Source organism: Nonomuraea sp. NPDC051191 (assembly GCF_044455665.1).
In the GTDB taxonomy this organism is placed as follows: domain Bacteria; phylum Actinomycetota; class Actinomycetes; order Streptosporangiales; family Streptosporangiaceae; genus Nonomuraea.
In genome coordinates this window covers 506,099-521,487 of sequence record NZ_JBITEZ010000001.1, presented here as the reverse complement: position 1 = coordinate 521,487, position 15,389 = coordinate 506,099, and the positions used below count along the sequence as shown (strand labels likewise).

20 protein-coding genes are annotated in these 15,389 nt (G+C 70.5%); 6 read left to right on the top strand and 14 right to left on the bottom strand.

Annotated elements, in window-relative coordinates:
• Positions 1 to 82 precede the first annotated feature (82 nt).
• The 4 genes from ACIA8R_RS02435 to ACIA8R_RS02420 all read left to right on the top strand — a co-directional run bounded on the left by ACIA8R_RS02435 (position 83) and on the right by ACIA8R_RS02420 (position 4,294).
• A complete protein-coding gene (locus ACIA8R_RS02435) occupies positions 83 to 1,495 on the top strand; it encodes a replication initiator (RefSeq protein WP_397036081.1) in 1,413 nt (470 codons plus the stop codon).
• Positions 1,496 to 1,588: 93 nt separating this feature from the next.
• Positions 1,589 to 2,824: a helix-turn-helix domain-containing protein gene (locus tag ACIA8R_RS02430; protein WP_397036079.1), complete on the top strand. Its 1,236-nt coding sequence runs from the start codon at positions 1,589 to 1,591 to the stop codon at positions 2,822 to 2,824.
• 407 nt (positions 2,825 to 3,231) lie between these two features.
• Positions 3,232 to 3,435 (top strand): hypothetical protein, encoded by a 204-nt coding sequence (locus ACIA8R_RS02425; RefSeq protein WP_397036077.1) that lies wholly within the window; start codon positions 3,232 to 3,234, stop codon positions 3,433 to 3,435.
• A 391-nt stretch (positions 3,436 to 3,826) separates the two neighbouring features.
• Complete coding sequence (locus ACIA8R_RS02420; protein WP_397036075.1) at positions 3,827 to 4,294, top strand: hypothetical protein; 468 nt, start codon at positions 3,827 to 3,829, stop codon at positions 4,292 to 4,294.
• On the opposite strand, the gene ACIA8R_RS02415 is transcribed toward ACIA8R_RS02420, so the two are convergent.
• Positions 4,291 to 4,872: a hypothetical protein gene (locus ACIA8R_RS02415; RefSeq protein ID WP_397036073.1), complete on the bottom strand. Its 582-nt coding sequence runs from the start codon at positions 4,870 to 4,872 to the stop codon at positions 4,291 to 4,293. The two genes, ACIA8R_RS02420 and ACIA8R_RS02415, sit on opposite strands and share 4 nt — an antisense overlap.
• A gap of 144 nt (positions 4,873 to 5,016) precedes the next feature.
• Here ACIA8R_RS02415 and ACIA8R_RS02410 point away from each other — a divergent pair, with 144 nt between their 5' ends.
• Positions 5,017 to 5,688, top strand: a complete 672-nt coding sequence (locus tag ACIA8R_RS02410) for a response regulator transcription factor (RefSeq protein ID WP_357693166.1) — start codon at positions 5,017 to 5,019, stop codon at positions 5,686 to 5,688.
• The gene (locus ACIA8R_RS02405; RefSeq protein WP_397036071.1) at positions 5,685 to 7,175 is read left to right on the top strand and encodes an ATP-binding protein; all 1,491 of its coding nucleotides are present in this window, start codon (positions 5,685 to 5,687) and stop codon (positions 7,173 to 7,175) included. The genes ACIA8R_RS02410 and ACIA8R_RS02405 overlap by 4 nt, the downstream gene beginning before the upstream one ends.
• On the opposite strand, the gene ACIA8R_RS02400 is transcribed toward ACIA8R_RS02405, so the two are convergent.
• The 13 genes from ACIA8R_RS02400 to ACIA8R_RS02340 form a co-directional block, all read right to left on the bottom strand.
• Positions 7,162 to 8,127, bottom strand: coding sequence for a GNAT family N-acetyltransferase (locus tag ACIA8R_RS02400; protein ID WP_397036069.1), 966 nt, complete (start codon positions 8,125 to 8,127; stop codon positions 7,162 to 7,164). The genes ACIA8R_RS02405 and ACIA8R_RS02400 overlap by 14 nt on opposite strands.
• Before the next feature lie 10 nt (positions 8,128 to 8,137).
• Positions 8,138 to 8,488 carry a hypothetical protein gene (locus ACIA8R_RS02395; protein ID WP_357693172.1) on the bottom strand — a complete coding sequence of 117 codons (351 nt, stop codon included), beginning with the start codon at positions 8,486 to 8,488 and terminating at the stop codon, positions 8,138 to 8,140.
• On the bottom strand, positions 8,485 to 8,862 hold the full coding sequence (locus ACIA8R_RS02390) for an SgcJ/EcaC family oxidoreductase (protein WP_364083374.1): 378 nt from the start codon (positions 8,860 to 8,862) through the stop codon (positions 8,485 to 8,487). The genes ACIA8R_RS02395 and ACIA8R_RS02390 overlap by 4 nt, the downstream gene beginning before the upstream one ends.
• 117 nt (positions 8,863 to 8,979) lie before the next feature.
• On the bottom strand, positions 8,980 to 9,552 hold the full coding sequence (locus ACIA8R_RS02385; protein WP_364083377.1) for a PadR family transcriptional regulator: 573 nt from the start codon (positions 9,550 to 9,552) through the stop codon (positions 8,980 to 8,982).
• A gap of 35 nt (positions 9,553 to 9,587) precedes the next feature.
• Positions 9,588 to 10,382: an MBL fold metallo-hydrolase gene (locus ACIA8R_RS02380; protein ID WP_357693178.1), complete on the bottom strand. Its 795-nt coding sequence runs from the start codon at positions 10,380 to 10,382 to the stop codon at positions 9,588 to 9,590.
• A gap of 34 nt (positions 10,383 to 10,416) precedes the next feature.
• Positions 10,417 to 11,058 carry a response regulator gene (locus ACIA8R_RS02375; protein WP_397036066.1) on the bottom strand — a complete coding sequence of 214 codons (642 nt, stop codon included), beginning with the start codon at positions 11,056 to 11,058 and terminating at the stop codon, positions 10,417 to 10,419.
• Positions 11,046 to 12,206: a sensor histidine kinase gene (locus tag ACIA8R_RS02370; RefSeq protein ID WP_397036064.1), complete on the bottom strand. Its 1,161-nt coding sequence runs from the start codon at positions 12,204 to 12,206 to the stop codon at positions 11,046 to 11,048. Before ACIA8R_RS02370 ends, ACIA8R_RS02375 begins: the two co-directional genes overlap by 13 nt.
• 61 nt (positions 12,207 to 12,267) lie before the next feature.
• On the bottom strand, positions 12,268 to 12,684 hold the full coding sequence (locus ACIA8R_RS02365; protein WP_357693184.1) for a thioesterase family protein: 417 nt from the start codon (positions 12,682 to 12,684) through the stop codon (positions 12,268 to 12,270).
• Complete coding sequence (locus tag ACIA8R_RS02360) at positions 12,681 to 13,298, bottom strand: TetR/AcrR family transcriptional regulator (RefSeq protein ID WP_357693186.1); 618 nt, start codon at positions 13,296 to 13,298, stop codon at positions 12,681 to 12,683. The genes ACIA8R_RS02365 and ACIA8R_RS02360 overlap by 4 nt, the downstream gene beginning before the upstream one ends.
• 44 nt (positions 13,299 to 13,342) lie before the next feature.
• Complete coding sequence (locus tag ACIA8R_RS02355; protein ID WP_397036062.1) at positions 13,343 to 13,732, bottom strand: hypothetical protein; 390 nt, start codon at positions 13,730 to 13,732, stop codon at positions 13,343 to 13,345.
• A gap of 11 nt (positions 13,733 to 13,743) precedes the next feature.
• On the bottom strand, positions 13,744 to 14,460 hold the full coding sequence (locus ACIA8R_RS02350) for a DUF6082 family protein (RefSeq protein ID WP_397036060.1): 717 nt from the start codon (positions 14,458 to 14,460) through the stop codon (positions 13,744 to 13,746).
• A 4-nt stretch (positions 14,461 to 14,464) separates the two neighbouring features.
• Positions 14,465 to 15,079, bottom strand: coding sequence for a DUF6879 family protein (locus ACIA8R_RS02345; RefSeq protein ID WP_357693192.1), 615 nt, complete (start codon positions 15,077 to 15,079; stop codon positions 14,465 to 14,467).
• Positions 15,072 to 15,341: a hypothetical protein gene (locus ACIA8R_RS02340; RefSeq protein ID WP_357693194.1), complete on the bottom strand. Its 270-nt coding sequence runs from the start codon at positions 15,339 to 15,341 to the stop codon at positions 15,072 to 15,074. Before ACIA8R_RS02340 ends, ACIA8R_RS02345 begins: the two co-directional genes overlap by 8 nt.
• Between the last annotated feature and the right edge of the window lie 48 nt (positions 15,342 to 15,389).

Genomic DNA, 15,389 nt, shown 5'->3' with positions numbered 1-15,389 from the left:
GCGTGGGGGCACTGCTTGAAGTCGAGATCGAACCGCTTCCGGCGGTTCAGCCTTCCGCTTCCCCCTCGAGCGGGAGGGCAGCATGACCGAACCGTTCCCGTCTCCCGACATCATCGCCGCCGCACAACGCGCTGCCATGCCTGACTTCGCCCGATGGCAACAGATGGTCCGCGCCACAGGCGGCTGCTCTCACCCGATCCGGCTCCACGGCGAGCGCGTCACCGTGGACGCCACATCGGGTGAGGTCCTGAACGTCTACCGGACGGCTGACGAGCCGACCGGATATCTCCTGACCGCCTGCGGCAATCGCCGTGCCTCCCGTTGTCCGGCCTGCTCCGAGGTCTACCGGGATGACACCTACCACCTGATCCTTTCCGGCCTGCGAGGCGGCAAGGGCGTCCCCGAGGGCGTGAGCGTGCATCCTCGCGTGTTCGCGACCTTCACCGCACCGTCATTCGGGCCGGTTCACAGCAGGCGCGAGAAGGGAGGCAAGTGCCTGCCGTGCCGTCCTCGGCGCGACCACCCTGTGTGCCAGCACGGACAGCCCCAGAGCTGCACCCGGCGGCACAGGGAGCGCGACCCCCAGATCGGCCAACCGCTCTGTGTGGACTGCTACGACTACGAGACCGCCGTCCTGTGGAACGCCCATGCCGGGGAGTTGTGGCGGCGGCTCACACAGGCCCTGCCGGCAGTCTTCGCCCGGCAACTAGGCATCACCCGGACGGAACTCCGCCGGCGACTGCGGCTCTCCTATGCCAAGGTCGCCGAGTACCAGGCGCGGGGCCTCATCCACTTTCACGGGGTGATCCGGGTGGACGGCCCAGACGGTCCCGCAAGCCGTCCTCCGGAATGGGCAACGATCCCCACGCTGGAGACTGCGATTCGGCAGGCTGCCGAACAGATCACCGTGGAGATACCTGGGCTCGACGCCGACGAGAGGATCACGCTCCGCTGGGGCCAACAACTCGACGTGGAGCCCGTGTACGTCGGGACCGAACTGGAGGGCATCACAGATCACCGGGTCGCCGGATACATCGCCAAGTACGCGACCAAGGGCGCGGAGTCGGCGGGCACGGTGGATCGTCCGATCCGCAACCGGGGGGACGTCTGGACCCTCGACGTCACAGAGCATGCTCGGCGGATGATCCTGACCTGCTTCATGCTCGGGGACCTGCCTCCGCATCGAGGGGTACGCCTTGCTGCATGGGCTCACATGCTCGGATACCGAGGCCACTTCTCGACCAAGAGCCGCCACTACTCCACCACTCTCGGGGACCTCCGGCAGGCGCGGGCCGATCACCGAGCGGAGGAGGCGCGGGTTGCACGAGGTCTGCCCGACCCGTCCGCCGGAGAGACGGTCATCCGGCAAGAATGGCGCTTCGCCGGAAGTGGCCACCGCAACGGCGAGCACCTTTGGGTGGAGATGATCCGCCAGCGAGTGGAAAACGCCCGCCGAATCGCACGCGAGCGACGACGCGAGGATCTCACAAGGTGACCTGATATTCGCTCTGGGTAGTCACCCATCTCTGCGCTTCGGCCTACTCTGGCAAAGAGGACGGTAGCCGAGACCTCGGGAAGGGTGACACCCATGACCCCCGTCGGCACGAATATTCTGATCATGGATCAGGCAGGCATCGGCCCCCGCATCGCCGAAGCCCGCAAGCTCGCCGGACTGACCCAAGACGGCCTGGCCCTGCTCGTCCCCTGTTCCAAGAGCTTGGTCTCGCAGGTCGAGCGGGGCTGCAAACCCGCGACCCCATGGTTGGTCGCGGCCGTGGCCCGAGCGCTGCACATCGACGTCACGGAGCTGACCGGGCAGCCGTACCGGGGCTCCACACGGCACACCGACCGAGTGCACGCCAGCATCCCGGCCATCCGCATAGCCCTCAGCCATTGGGACGTACCGCCCGAGCCAGAGGTCGAGCCCAGAGACCTCGCAGCGATAGGCCAGGACGTGCGGAAGGTCAATGCCCTGCTCGACAAGATCAACTATGTCGAACTGGGCAAGCGGCTGCCGGGGCTCATCGAGGAGATGTCCGTCATCCTGCATGACAGTGAGGGCGCGCGACGGAAGACCGTTGCCGAGATGCTGATGCACGCCTTCGTCGCGGCCAAGTCTGTCGCCTATCGCCTGGGCTACGTGGATCTCACATCGGTAGCCGTGGACCGGGCGGCTCAGGCGGCGCGCGAAACAGACAACCCCGAACTGCTCGCCTATGCCGCCGAAGAGCGCAGCCAAGTGTTCTTCGCCTCGACGGCGTACCGAGCCGGGCTCGCCTACCTCGATCGGGCACATCGTGAGTACGACTCGCTCATCTCCACGCGCGAAGCCGGTCTGGCGATAACGGGCTCCATGCATCTGCGGTCCGCCATTCTGGCCGCGCGGCAACACCCACGCGGCGTGGATGCCTGGGAGCACCTTGCCCAAGCGCATGAATACGCATCACGCATAGGACGCGACACCAATCACTACGGCCTCACTTTCGGCCCGAGCAATGTCCGAATCCATGAGATAGCGGCGGCCATTGAGCTAGAAGACCCAGATGAGGCAATGAGAAGGAATGAAGGGTTCAAACCGCCGCGCAACCTTCCTCCGGAGCGCTCGTCCCATCACTACATCGATCTCGCGCGGGTACAGCTCATGGCCGGAGAACCTGATCGCGCGCTTGAGTCCCTGAACCGGGCCGACAGGCTGTCGCCACAGCACACGGTGTACCACCCGATGGTGCGTGAAACCGTCAACAGCCTTCTGAGGGGCCATACCCGCATACCTGAGACATTGCGCTCATTGGCCCGGCGCATACAGATGACCACGCCCGTTTAGGCGGAGTCTGGCAAGTCACACAAGGCGTGCGACTTTTACGCCGGGGCCAAATCTAGCTTCGGTGGCATGCCAACGAGCAACCTCGGCACTGCCGATCTCACCCCCGCACACGATGACGCTCTGAACACCGCCATTCAGCTCCAGCGCGCGCTGGAGCGCATGGAGATCGCAGCAGACGTCCACGACGGCTACGGCCTGGCCTTGGTGTCCGTCTGGGTTGGACTGATCGTCTGGTGTCACGGCGATCGGTACTGGTGGCGATCAGCATGGGATGCGAGACGACACCGAGTCATCTACGCCTGGCATCCCTCCATCGACCCTGCTCGGGCCGCCCACAGAATCGCTCTCCGCTACGCCCAACTGCGGGAGTCTCACCCGTTCTCTCCCTTGGTCGCCGGAGCACAGCCGTGCCCGTGACCCTGCGGCAGTTGCTCAACGACTACCCGGGGTGGCAGGTGCAGGACATGGCCGGGGGCTGGGTGGCCATGCGGAAGGTCGCGGTTTCCCCTGCGAGCGGGCTGTCCAACATCCGTTGCGGAAGGACGTTGGACGAACTCGCCGCGAACCTGAAGTCGGAGACCAGTGACCACCACAGGCAGCAACCCGGGTGAATCGATGGCAACCCGACCCGGAGCACAGGGCCTCCAGGCCCGAGCACCGGAAGCGGGGCGGCAGAATCTTGGAAGCACATCGTCGGGGCCGCCCGTCCGCGTGCGGTGGCGGGCGCGAACGGCCCCCAGGCCGCACGCGCAAGCCCGCCAGACCGCTGAGCGGGCGGGCGGCCCCGTGGCGAGCGCAGCGAGCCCTTGACCCTGTAATGAAACTCCTCGCCAAACCGTCCCCGGCATCGCGGTTTGATCACTGCCTACCGGCGGAGTCGCAGCGTTCTCCCTGCTCAACGCTATGGCTGGGGACGGGGACCTTTTCAGGCATGACACTGCTTCCCGGCGAACTCCCCGAAGAAGAGTTGTCTTATTCACCTACTACTGGCTGTACGCGCCGATGAGGTTCGACGACCACGCCATCCTGTGCATCGTCCAGGAGGACGAGCATGGCCGGCGGCTGCTGGAGGAGGCCGTGCGCGTGTGGTCGGACGGGCGGGAGGAGGAGTACCTCGGCCGGCCGGACTACCGCCCGGTCTACGCCCCTGACACCCGGGACGTCGTGGAGGCGGTGATCGCCTTCTCGCCGCCGGGCGGCAGACCGTTCGAGGTGCGCTGCACGCCGGTGCTGCCGGTCCATCTCATGGTCGGCACCGGGTACGGGTTGGAACCGGACTGGAGGCACGGCATGTACCAGGGGCCGGGGCCGGTCGTGCAGGGAGTGACGTACCAGCTGCCCGACGACGCCGCCAGGATGTGGGGCCTGGTCGACGCCGTCGGCCGCTTCGAGTACGACGGGCTCGTCGGCCACGGCCTGTTCGAGTACTGGGCGCTGGGCCCGCACCCGTCGTTCCCTGGACAGAACTAGTCGACGGGCTTCGCCTGAGCGCAGACGATCTGGACGACCTTGCTGGGGTCGTCCGCGTTCACGGCGCCCGGCGGGAGCTCGGTCGCAGGCAGCGCGGGGACCGCCCGAACCGTCTCGCCCTCGGGCAGGGTGGCGCTCGGCGCGTCCTCGGGGGTGGCGGGAGCGATGGGCGCGGCTTCGGGGGCGCCGGGCGCGCCCTCAGGGGCGGCGGGGGCGCTGGGCGTGGTGGGGGCGGCCTCGGTGGTGGTCAGGGGGGAGATCTCGACCGTGACGCCCGGCTCGGCGTCAGGTGCGGGCGCGCCGTCCTTGCGCTCGCCCTTCTCGTCGCGGGCGACGAACACGCGGGCCGCCACGCTGTGGACGAACTTGACCTCCTTGCCGTCCGGCGTCCGGCAGGACACCCCGGCCATGGTGGGGGCCATGGTGGGGGCCGCAGAGGCGGCCAGGGCGGTGGCGGCCACGGTGGTGGCTGCGGGGACGTCGGGGGCGGGGGGCGCGTCGGCCAGGGCGGAGCCGCCCAGGACCGCGAGCGCGAGCACCCCCACCGTGCCGAGGACCGCGAGACGTCGCTTGAACATGCATTCTCCTCAGTCGAATCCAGTCGAATTCAGTCGCATCCATCCGAACGCCCCGATCGTGCTCGCCCGCACCTGAAGCGATCCTGAACGCGCCCAAAATGATCTTCAGGTTGGCTTTAGGTTCACTCAGGCACTCTGGACGTCGTGCGAGTGCTGCTGGTGGAGGACGAGGAACGGCTGGCCGGCCTGATCAAGGGCGGGCTGGCGGGCGAGGGCTTCGCGGTCGACGTGGCCCACGACGGGCGCGACGGCCTGTGGATGGCGACCGAGAACGCCTACGACGTGATCGTCCTGGACGTGATGCTGCCCAGGATGAACGGCTACACGGTGTGCTCCCGGCTGCGCGAGGCGGGCGACTGGACCCCGATCATGATGCTCACCGCCAAGGACGGCGTCCACGACGAGGCCGAGTCGCTCGACAACGGCGCCGACGACTACCTGGCCAAGCCGTTCTCGTACGTGGTGCTGCTGGCCCGGCTGCGCGCCCTGGTGCGGCGCGGCGGGACCGAGCGGCCGGTGACGATCACCGTCGGCGACCTGGTGGTCGACCCGGCCGGCCTGCGCTGCCGCAGGGGCGGGGTGGAGATCGGGCTGACGCCGAAGGAGTTCGCGGTGCTGCACGCGCTCGCCCGGCGGCCCGGGGAGGTGGTCTCCAAGGGCGAGTTGCTGGCCCAGGCGTGGGACTTCTCCTACGACGGCGATCCGAACATCGTCGAGGTCTACATCAGCGCCCTGCGCAGGAAGATCGACCTGCCGTTCGGCCGGACGTCACTGATGACCGTCCGTGGGGCGGGCTACCGGTTGGAGCCGGCGTGAGGGCCCCGCTCGGAGCGCGGCTCAACCGGCTGCGGGTGAGCTGGGGGCGCCTGAGCCAGGGCCGGGTGAGCTGGGGCCCGGCGAGCTGGGGGCGGGTGAGCTGGGGGCGGGTGAGCTGGGGGCGGGTGTCGGCCGGGTTGTCGTCGGTGCGGTTGCGGGCCACCGTCGCGGCCACGCTGGTGGTGGCCCTGGCGCTCGGCGTCGCCGCCCTGGTGCTGGTCATGGCGTTGCGCGGCACGCTGGAGGGCAACGCGGGCGAGGAGGCGGCCAGGCGGGCCGCGGCGGCGGTGTCGTACGCGGAGACTGTGCCGTACGCGGCGTTGCCGGTCACCGAGACGTTGCCGGCCACCGAGACGGTGCCGGTCGCGCCGGAGGGGGCGACGCCACCGTCGAGGACGACCTCCGGCCAGGCGAGCGAGATCCTGGCGGAGGACGCGGCCGTGGTCCGGCTCGCCGATCCCGACCTCGTCCTGGCCGGCCGGGCCACCGGCTCGCCCGCCCTGTGGGCGCAGCCGGCCAGCTACGCCGTCGCGGGCCTGCAGGTGACCACGCCGACCGGCCCGGCCACGCTCTGGTCGCGGGTCTCCCTGGACGGCGTGCGGAAGGCCGTCGAGGCCCTGTACAGCGCCTTGCTGCCCGGCGTGCCCGCCCTGCTGCTCGTGGTGGCCGGCATGACCTGGTTCTCCGTGGGCCGCGCGCTGGCCCCCGTGGCCGCGATCAGGGCCAAGGTGGCCGACATCACGGCCCGCGACCTGCACCAGCGGGTGCCGGTACCCGGCTCCAAGGACGAGATCGCGGCCCTGGCCACCACCGTGAACGGCACCCTCGACCGTCTGGAGACGGCCGTGGGCCGGCACAAGCGGTTCGTCGCCGACGCCGCGCACGAGCTGCGCAGCCCGATCGCCACCCTGCGCGCCCGGCTCGAACTGGCCGAGCAGAGCGAGCTGACCCGCGAGGCGCTGGCCGACGTCGAACGCCTCCAGGCGCTGGCCGCCGACCTGCTCATGCTGGCCAAGCTGGACGCCGGCGAGCCGCTGCGCACCGGCGAGCTGGACCTGGGTCAGGTGGCGGCCGAGGAGTCGCTGCGCGCCCGGCGGCGGCCCGAGGTCCGGGTGGAGCTGGACATCGAGCCCGACGTGGTGCTGAACGGCTCCCGCGCCCACCTCGACCGGCTGGTCACCAACCTGGCCGACAACGCCGTACGGCACGCCGCCTCGGCCGTACGCGTACGGGTGCGCGCCGAGGAGGACCAGGCCGTGCTCGAAGTGCAGGACGACGGCCCCGGAATCCCGCCGGAGCACCGCGAGGCCGTCTTCGGCCGCTTCACCCGCCTGGACGAGGCGCGGGCGAGGGACGCGGGCGGCGCGGGGCTCGGCCTGCCCATCGCCAGGGACATCGCCCACCTGCACGGCGGCACGCTGACGTACACGGACGCCGGCTTCGTGGCCCGCTTCCCGCTCGCCGAGGGGGCGCTCAGTCCGGCTTGACGGCCAGGGCGTAGTTCGAGCTGCGTTCGAAGATCTCGAACCCGGAGCGGGCGTAGACGCTGACGGCTCCCGTGGGGTTGTCGGCGTCGACGCCCAGCGCGGTCGTGTCGAACCCCTGCGCGCGGAAGGCGGCCAGGGCGTGCGCGATCAGCGCGCTGGCCACGCCCTTGCCGCGCCACTCCCGGAGCGTGCCGATGATCTGGATCCAGGCCCGGCGCACGCCGGCCTGCTCGTTGTAGCCCTCGAAGGTGTGGGTGATGAGCACGCCCACCGCCCGCCCCTCGTGCAGGGCCACGAACGACGATTCCGGCAGGAAGTTCCGGGAGCCGACGATGTAGTCCTGCCAGCTCTCGGGGGTGTGCGGGACGCTGCCCCAGTGGTCGAGGAACGCCTCGTTGCGCACGTGGCGGGCGCCCTCGTCCAGCTCGGGCGACCAGGGGGTGACGGACACCCCGGCGGGCGGCGTGAAGGCCGGCAGTTCGCCCGACAGCGGCCGTCCCATGTGGGCGAACCAGCGGTTGGCGGCGAAGCCGGCCCTTTCGGCCAGCGCCTTCAGCCCGAGGTTGGTGTCGGGCACGTACAGATGGATCTCCAGCGGGACGCCCGGGAAGGCCTTCTCGCTCAGCTCCGGCGCGACGGCCAGGCTCCAGTCGATGATCCGCCGGCCCAGCCCGCGCCCGCGATGGCCGGGGTGCACGCCGCCCGACAGCCGCATGACGTGGGTGTCGGTGGCGGACTGCCGGACCGGCAGGTAGCCGTAGGCGACGATCTCGCCGCCCTCCCTGGCCGCGAGCGTGCCCGCGGCCAGGTCGATCAGGCGGTGGCCGAGCTGCTCCCTGACGTCGTCGAGGTCGTGGACCTCACCGATGCGGTCCTCGGCCTCGATCGCGGCCAGGAGGTCGGCGAGCGCCTCGGTGTCGTCAAGGGTCAGCGGTTCCCACGCCAGGCTCATGGCCAGCAGCCTAGGCCAGCCTGGTGAAGCACCCCAATTGTTTTCCGACCCCTGCGATCCGCTCGGCGAACGCCTCCCGCGTCCGCCGCCCGAACCCGATGAAGAACCGGTTGGCCAGGGCCACTCCCCAGCCTCCCCACCCGGCCACGTCGTAGACGCGGTGCTCCACGCGGGCGCCCTCGGGGTGCGGCAGGACGGTCCATTCGCCCCGGTACCACCAGCCGCCCTGGTAGGCGACGGTGTGCCCGTCCTGCTCGACGGTCATCGGGTAGGCGGGCGGCGAGCCGGTCAGGGCCTGCCACACCTGCTCGACCGGGGCGCCGATCACCCCGGCCACCTCGGTGATCAGCCGTTTCCTCATGGCTTGCTCACCCGGCTGTTCTGGAAGGAGGCGAACAGCCAGCCCTCCGGCGTGCGCAGCGCGGTCAGCGTGACGACGGACGCCCTCGTCGGGTCGGGCACGCCGTCCACCGACGAGGTGCCGCCCGCGATCACCAGCGCGACGTCGTCGGTCAGCGGCCTGACGGTCGGCGCGGGGCCGCCCTCGGCGAGCTTGATGGACGTCCTGAACAGCGCGCGGTGGGTCTCCTCGATCGCCTTCCTGCCCTTGAGGTGCAGGCCGAAGAAGGTGATGTAGTCGGCGTCCTCGGTGAACAGGCCGGCGTAGCCGGCGGAGTCGCCGGCGTTCCAGGTCTCCGTCATCCGCTCGACCAGGCGGGTGATCTCTTCGGACATGGCACAGCTCCCTTCGTGGCGGCGCCTATCCTGGGAGTTGCGCGTCCGGGCAGGGCAGGCGCCGTGTTCGGATGTCGGCCGCCGGGGTGTTGGCTCACCCCGGCGGCCCTTGTCATCTCACCCCTCGGCCGTGCTCGTCCAGGTGAGTTCGCCCTGGTGGAGCCGGTCGAGAAGCCTCCTGATCCAGGCGAGCTCGGCGGCGTGCAGAGCCTGCTCGCACTCGACCTCCAGCATGAGGATCTCCGGCAGGCCACTGTCGTTCATGGCCTTGATGTGCCCTTCCATCCCGGCGAGCGTGCCTTCGAGCGTGGCGGCGCGGGCACGCAGCGCCCGCTGCGCCTCGGACGGCGGCAGGCAGCCGATCAGCGAGATGGCCGCCACGAAGGCGCGCCGGTCGGGGTCGGGCTGCTCCAGCAGCCGCCGGAGCCGGGTGATCAGCTCCTGGCGGCCCTCGTCGGTGATCTCGTAGACCGTGCGCTCGGGCCGGCGGCCCTCACGGTCGGTCTTGGCGGGGACGATCAGCTCGTCCGCGGCCAGCCGCTCGACCGCGTGGTAGAGGCTGCGCGGCAGGCCGGTGATGTAGTCCTTGTGCGTGTCGATGATGAAGCGGTGGAGCTCGTAGGGGTGGCTCGGGTGCACCGTGAGCAGGGCGAGCACGGTCAGGTCGACCAGGCCCTTGCGTTGTGCCATGTTGCCACCCTCCATATTGCACTTTGCAATATAGCCTAGCCGTCGAGCTGGAGGAAGGCCCGCTCGATCGCCTGCCGCGACACCTCCTCCGGGTACGGGAACCGCGTGATCGAGTCGCGCAACCCCTCCACGTGGGCCTTCGCGGCCAGCTCCGCCACCAGCTCCAGCTCGGCCCGCTGCTCCTGGACGAACGCCCGGCCGACCACCGCGCCGTGCCCCGGCACGAACACCTGCTCCGGCAGCGCGTCGAGCATCGCGCCCGTCGTGACCGGCCAGTCGAGCGGGTAGGAGTCGCCGAACGCCGGCGGCGCGCCCTCCTCGACCAGGTCACCGGCGAACACCACGCCGGCGTCCGGCACGTGCAGGACGATGTCGTTGCTGCTGTGCCCGAGCCCGAAATGCCGCAGGTGCACCATGCGTCCGCCGATGTCGAGGCTGGCCGAGGCGGTGAAGGTGTGGTCGGGCGGCACGATGGCGATCTCCTCCATCTCCGCGCGGCGGTCGGGCAGCCGTTCCAGGACGTCCGCGCGATGCTGCTCGCCGTAGACGTCGATCTCCTCGGCGCACCGGACGTGGCTCCAGATCTCGGCGGGACGGAAGAGCGCGTTGCCGAAGTAGTGGTCGAAATGTGAGTGACTGTTCACGACCGTCCATGGATGGCTGGTGATCGTCCTGATCGCGTCGATCAGGTCGGCCGCCTCCCGGTGGGAGCTGCGGGTGTCGAGCACCAGACAGTGCCCGTCGCCCACGATCAGGCCCGTGTTCATGTCGAAGGACTCATGGCGGCGCACGTAGACCCGGTCGCCGACCTCCTGCCACCGCTCGTTCATGCCAACGAACCTTACTTTTCGGACTTCCTGCCGGTCATCCCTGAAGGTAGGCCAGCACGGCCAGGACCCGGCGGTGCCCGTCGGACTCGGGCGGCAGATCGAGCTTGGTGAAGATGCCGGCGATGTGCTTGGCCACAGCGGCCTCGGTGACGACCAGCTCCCTGGCGATCGAGGCGTTCGCGCGGCCCTCGGCGATCAGGCCGAGGACCTGCTGCTCGCGCGGGGTGAGCCGGGCCAGCGGGCCGCGCCGCCGCCGCAGAAGCTGGCGCACCACCTCCGGGTCCACGACCGTGCCGCCCGCGGCCACCCGGTCGAGCGCGTCCACGAACTCGCGCACGTCGCCGATGCGGTCCTTGAGCAGGTAGCCGACGCCCGCGCCGTCGCCGGACTCCAGCAGCTCGGCCGCGTACGTCTGCTCGACGTACTGGCTGAGCACGAGCACGGCCAGGCCGGGATGGCGGCGGCGCAGGTCGAGCGCGGCGCGCAGGCCCTCGTCGGTGAAGCCGGGAGGCATCCGCACGTCGGTCACCACGGCGTCGGGGCGGTGCTCGGCGACCGCCGCGACCAGGGCGTCCGCGTCGCCGACCGAGGCGGCCACGGTGTGGCCGAAACGTTCGAGCAGTCCGACCAGCCCCTCGCGGAGCAGCACGGCGTCCTCAGCGATCACCACGCGCACGGGATCTCCACTCTCACCAGGGTCGGGCCGCCCGGCGGGCTGGACACCGACAGTCTTCCCTCCACCACGGCCAGCCTGTCGGCCAGGCCGGTCAGCCCGGTCCCCCTGGCCGGGTCGGCGCCGCCCACGCCGTCGTCGCGGACCTCGACGGCCAGCGTGCCGGCCGCCGTCCGGGCGGTGACCGCGGCCCTGGTGGCCGCGCTGTGCCTGGCGACGTTCGCCAGCGCCTCGCTGACCACGTAGTACGCGGTGACCTCGACCGGCGCGGGCAGCCGGCCCAGCCCGTCGACGTCCACGTCCACGGGCACCGGCGAGCGTCCGGCGACGTCGCGGACCGCCGCGCCCAGCCCCCGGTCGGTCAGCACCTGCGAATGCACGCCCCTGATCAGCTCGCGCAGCTCGGCCAGCGCCTGCCTGGCCTCGTCGTGCGCCCGGCCGAGCGTCCGGGCCATCGGGGAGTCGTCGGGCACGTCCAGCCTGGCCAGGCCGAGCGTCATCGACAGCGCGACCAGCCGCTGCTGCGCGCCGTCGTGCAGGTCCCGCTCGATCCTGCGGCGCTCGGTCTCGAACGCGTCCACCAGGCGCGCCCGCGACCGCATGACCTCGCTCAGCTCCGACCCGGTGGGCGCGAGCACCGCCCTGACCATCGCGCCGCGCGCCCCGCCCCACGCCGTGATCGTGTACGCCGCCACCGGCAGCAGCAGCACCCCCGCCACGCTCGCCACGAGCCCGGCGGCCGGCACGACCTCCGGCTGCACCACGGGCGACAGGATCAGCAGCACCGGCCCCCCGACGGTGAACCCCAGCATGAGCAGGTCGATCCACCACATCGCGAACACCGTCATGACGGCGACCCCGGCCTCCCGCCTGCGCCGGTCGGGCACCGGCGGCAGCGGCACGGTGTCCACCAGACGCAGCCGTACGCGCTCGAACCGGGCGATCAGCGGCACGACCAGCGCCGGCAGCACCGGCACGAGCAGCAGGCTCACCGGCGGCCCGGCGAGCCCGACCACCATGACGCCCAGGCCGACGGCCGCCCCCGGGACCACGCTGCCCAGCAGGTACGCCACGCACCGCCACGTCCAGGCCGACCGGAGGAAGGCGGGCGGGCGCTGCGTGAGCGCTTCGAGCGCGGTCCTGTTTCCCACCCGGTGACCGTATCGGCGGCGGGGAACGGCGCGCAGTAGTGCGGGGTCTACCTTCGGCGGCTCAGCCCGCCATCAGCGGCTCGGCGGCCGTACGCAGCTCCGCGCTGAACGGCGCGGGCCGGAAGGTCTGCGGGTCGAGGTTGACGTTGACGCGGTAGCCCTCGGCGTGCACGACCGAGCGGTCGCCGGACAGGACCCGGAAGCCGTAGACGCCGCTGGTCCGGCCCATGCGGTCGATCCAGAAGTCGACCAGCACCTCACCCGCGCCCATGACCGGCGCGTTGTAGGTGATCTTGAACTCGCGGACGGCCAGGTAGAGGTCCTTGAACTTGGAGATCGCCGGGTCGAAGCTCCAGCCCTGCTCGGCCCAGTAGGCGGAGATGGCGCGCTCGACCAGCAGGGCGTAGCGCGAGTTGTGCAGCAGGCCCATCGCGTCGAGGTCGTCGAAGTGCACCTGGGCGGGTCGGGTCTGGGTCACACGGGCTCCTTCAGTCGGTCGTGGACGGCGCGACGGGACCGCTCGTAGGCGGCCCCGCCCCTGCCGAGCAGGCGGGTCTGGGTGACCACGGACTCCCCCAGGGCTTCGATCTCGTACGCGAGCTGCGCCGGGTCGGTCTGCGGCGGCAGCTCGCCCAGCTCGACCGCCTCGCGCACCAGCCGCTCGATGAAGGCGAGCCAGTCGGCCGCCGCCTCGGCCACCCGGTCCCTGACCGGGCCGGGACGGTCGTCGAACTCGACCTGCGCGGTGTAGAAGAAGCACCCGCCGGGGAGGACGCCGGTCTCGTAGAAGCGCAGCCGGGCCTCGTGCAGGGCCAGGACGCGGGCCACGCCGGGCGGGGCCTTGAGCGCGGGCCTGACGATCTCGTCCGTCCACTGGCGGACGGCCCATTCGACGGTGTCGAGCTGGAGCTGCTCCTTGTCGCGCCAGTGGGCGAAAAATCCGGATTTGCTGACCCCGGCGGCTTCGGCCAACCGGCCCAGGGTCAGCCCGTCCAGGCCGTGCACCGAAGCCAGTGACACGGCCTGCCCGAGGATCGCCTCACGGCTGCGCTGCCCGCGCGCCCGGCGACCGTCTTCCTTCACGTCGGCCATGCCGCTCAGCATACATTAACGACCGATCGTTCAGATTGAAGGGGTCAAACCTTCCCGTAGCGCACCGCGACCGAGTCGAACATCAGGACCGCCTCCGCCGCGTCGGCCTCCGCCAGTGGGCGGCCGAGCTGGGGATCGCTGCCGGCCAGCCCCGACTCCCGCTCGACGATCCGCGCCACCTGGTACATCAGCTCCACGACCCGGCCGGCGGCGTCACCGTGCCACCAGAACGGCACGCTGATCCCCCAGCCGCCTTCCCAGTGGTTCACCGAGATGCCGGTGCCCTCGTGTTCGAGGTCCCAGTTGGGCGGGTCCTCGAAGATCTTCACCTCGCCAAGGAGCGCGCGGGCCTGGGTGACGACGTTGTTCCAGGCCACCAGGTCCGGTGGACGCGGCTCGTCGTCCTCCGAGCCGAAGTACAGTTCGTAGCTCATGGTGCACGAAACTAGTGCCAATCCCCCACGAACCTGCGCAAAATACGCCGTACGACCACAACCAACGCGAGCACCACCCCGACCCGCACCGCCACGGAACCTCCCCGGCGCGGCGCCGCCGCCACGGACGCCGTCCCGCCGGCGGTCACCTCGGAGTAGACGTCGTCGATGATCAGGTTGAACCGGCGCTCCCTGCGCGACCCGGCGCTCGTCATCCGCAACGCCCGCACCTGCCGCCAGAACCCGCCGCCGATCGGCCCGGCGAGCACGGTCGCGGCGACCTCCCGCAGGTGGGCCTCGGTGATCGAGCGCAGCTCCCACATCAGCAGCCAGTGGTTGAGGATCATGTTCACGTACAGGTGGGCCCGCTGGCCCTCCTCGTCGCCGGAGGCGAAGAACGCCCCCCAGCACGCCCGGTAGAGCGGGTCGTCCATCGCCATCTTCATCAGGTCGCCGTGCAGCGTGCGCAGCGCCTGCTCCCTGGCGGACTTGGCCTCCCTGGCCTGGAGCACGAGCGAGAACGCCACGCCGATCAGCGCGAGCACGGCCAGGATGGCCGAGGCCGCGCCGTACGTCTGGCCGATGTCGCCGAGCACCGACCAGTCGCCGCGGCTGCGTCCCAGGGCGGCCAGGAAGAAGGGGGAGGCCACGACCAGGCCGGCGGCGGCGACGACCGACAGCAGGAGCAGGATGGTCACCCAGTAGCGCCCGAACGACCGTCTGTTCACCGGGCTAGAACGTGGCCGAGTGGCGCAGCGGCGGAGGAAGCACGTCGCGTTCGGCGGTCATGTACGGAATGAGCTCCGCGCCCTGGCCGAACAGCTTCTCCATGTCGTCTCCGCAGCTCTCGATCAACGACCGGTCGAGGATCTTGCGCGCTCCGGTCAGTGTGCCGTCCTGGCTGTAGAGCACCTCGTACATGACCGTCGTGTCAAGGATGACCACCTCGGGCAGCGCCTCGGGGAAGCCGAGCGCCGCCAGGCCGTCGGCCTCGAGGACGCGGATGTGCTCGCCGGCCAGGGCCCGCAGGCGGATGTAGTAGAGCTCCCACTGCAGGTAGGAACTGAAGGGCCGCTCGACGAGCCGGACCCGCCGCATCGCGAACTCCCCCGCCTCGCGCAGCGGCCGCTGGATCTCCTGCCGGCGCTCGTCGATGAGCCGGATCGCCTCGCCCCAGTCGCCGGCGTCGAGGGCCAGCCAGCTCGGCTCGTCGGGCTCACGGTAGCTCTGGCGCGTCTCAAGCTTCCAAAACACCCGTTCGAGATCGCGGAAGTACGGCCAGAAATCAGCGAAATACTCGTCGGGCGTGAGCTGCTGGGACTTGGCCGCAGCGACGTTTCTAAGCATCAGGGATATCCGGCTTGGCGGCTACGAGCATCTTGCGGGGAATGACGACCAGGCGTTCGTCACGGGCAATACTAACCCCCGCGGGCAGCCGGCCCCGGTAACTGTCCGTAAGGTCGCGTCCGATTATCGCGATATCGCCGTTGGACAGTTCCCAGATATCAGGACATGAGGGACTTGCGGTGGTATCGCCAAGCTCAAGGGCCGACCTCCCCAGGCGTCGTCGCAGCTCGGCCGATGCGTCAGCTTCCCATGGACGCGCCACGGCATAACCCCTTTTCCCTGGTGGCGTTACGCATGAGTGTGACATCGA